Raw genomic sequence first — 1,777 nt, 5'->3', positions numbered from 1 at the left:
GTATGAATCACGCCTGAAGGGAAAGCTGCACGTTATCAGCAAGCGTTACACTCAGCGCATTGAGCGACATAATCTGAATCTGAGACAACATCTGGCAAGGCTGGGACGGAAGTCACTGTCGTTCTCAAAATCGGTGGAGCTGCATGACAAGGTCATCGGGCATTATCTGAACATAAAACACTATCAGTAAGTTGGAGTCATTACCCCACCCGCGTACCACCAATGACAACGCCTGCATAAGTTAATGCTGGTTGGCCTAAAAAAACGCTGAGTATAATCGCGGTAAATAACTTACATGAAACTGTTGTTTTAAAGAGCCTGATTAAACAACTTTTTCTGGACATAACGACTCCCTGGCCAAAGCCAACTGAATAAAAAGGCCCTTGATAAATTATTTCTTATATTCGACAGTAAATTGTGAATCAGCGTTCGCCGTACCAGCCGTTATGGTCGCATTGGTTGCCACATAGCGTGCAATAAACTTCATTTCAGCCTTGCCTTCAGCATCGATAGCGGTATAAGCAGAGTCGTTATAAAGTTTAACCTGCGAATTATCGGACTGGTTAAAAATACGAATACCAACGCCGGTTGCCGCAATCGCTTGTCCTGTACCGGTAAAATCACCAGGGTTGCCTGCTGTAAGCGGCGTACCCACTTTCAGGTCGCCGTCGCCGCCAGGCGCTTCTGTACCATCAAAACGAACGGCTGCTTGAGTGTACGTTGCCGGGCAATTTTCAAGTTTAATACTGAACTTCTGTGGCGACGCCAGACTACCTACACCTGAAAATGCATTTTTACTGACTTTACCCAGTGGGACAATTTGATCGGCTGTATCGGAGGTAACTTCACAAGTAGTGTCGACAATTTCACCGACGAAGTGAACAACACCATCTTCTGCCAGTGCATGCCCGGCCAGCATTAGAGATGCCAGAGTGAATGCACCGCCTATAATATTACGCTTCATAAAAACACCATTGATATAATATATCCTTTACCATGAATCATCACTTATATTAATAAGTGTATTTTTGATTCAAAGGAATAGTACACCAAAGAGACGGCTTTATCTAAAAATAATATTAATTACGCAAAAATAAAATATAAATTTATTGTTTAAATATTATTTAAACAGTAAAAAATCAAGTTTGTTATCAGACATTAATGATAATTCAGAATATATTTATATAGAAATATAGATGAATTTATTGATGTCAGTTATAAAAAAGGGCCACCGGTCGGCAGTAATGCCGATCAGTTAAGGATCAGTTGACCGATCCAGTGGCTGTGTAAGAATCCGGAAACGCTCACTTGTTTCCAGATTTTTTTATGCACATTGGACAGGCTCTTGATCTGGTATCCCGTTACGATTCTCTGCGTAACCCACTGACTTCTCTGGGGGATTACCTCGACCCCGAACTCATCTCTCGTTGCCTTGCCGAATCAGGTACTGTAACGCTACGCAAGCGCCGTCTTCCCCTCGAAATGATGGTCTGGTGTATTGTTGGCATGGCGCTTGAGCGTAAAGAACCTCTTCACCAGATTGTGAATCGCCTGGACATCATGCTGCCGGGCAATCGCCCCTTCGTTGCCCCCAGTGCCGTTATTCAGGCCCGCCAGCGCCTGGGAAGTGAGGCTGTCCGCCGCGTGTTCACGAAAACAGCGCAGCTCTGGCATAACGCCACGCCGCATCCGCACTGGTGCGGCCTGACCCTGCTGGCCATCGATGGTGTGTTCTGGCGCACACCGGATACACCAGAGAACGATGCAGCCTTCCCCC

The 1,777-nt window shown here is 45.5% G+C and carries 3 protein-coding genes; 2 read left to right on the top strand and 1 reads right to left on the bottom strand.

Translation table 11 applies throughout. From position 1 onward, the window contains the following. Positions 1-190 (top strand): IS1 family transposase (locus BGK49_RS27155; protein WP_000328050.1); only part of this gene is annotated, 190 nt, incomplete at its 5' end. Between the two features lie 201 nt (positions 191-391). On the opposite strand, the gene lpfA-O113 is transcribed toward BGK49_RS27155, so the two are convergent. After that, on the bottom strand, positions 392-964 hold the full coding sequence (gene lpfA-O113, locus BGK49_RS13780; RefSeq protein WP_000827805.1) for a long polar fimbria major subunit LpfA-O113: 573 nt from the start codon (positions 962-964) through the stop codon (positions 392-394). Between the two features lie 344 nt (positions 965-1,308). Here lpfA-O113 and BGK49_RS13775 point away from each other — a divergent pair. Beyond that, positions 1,309-1,777 (top strand): IS4 family transposase (locus BGK49_RS13775; RefSeq protein WP_069188159.1); only part of this gene is annotated, 469 nt, incomplete at its 3' end.

The organism is Shigella sp. FC1544 (assembly GCF_001722145.1).
GTDB classification, from domain to species: domain Bacteria; phylum Pseudomonadota; class Gammaproteobacteria; order Enterobacterales; family Enterobacteriaceae; genus Escherichia; species Escherichia coli.
This window is presented reverse-complemented; position numbering and strand designations above follow the sequence as displayed.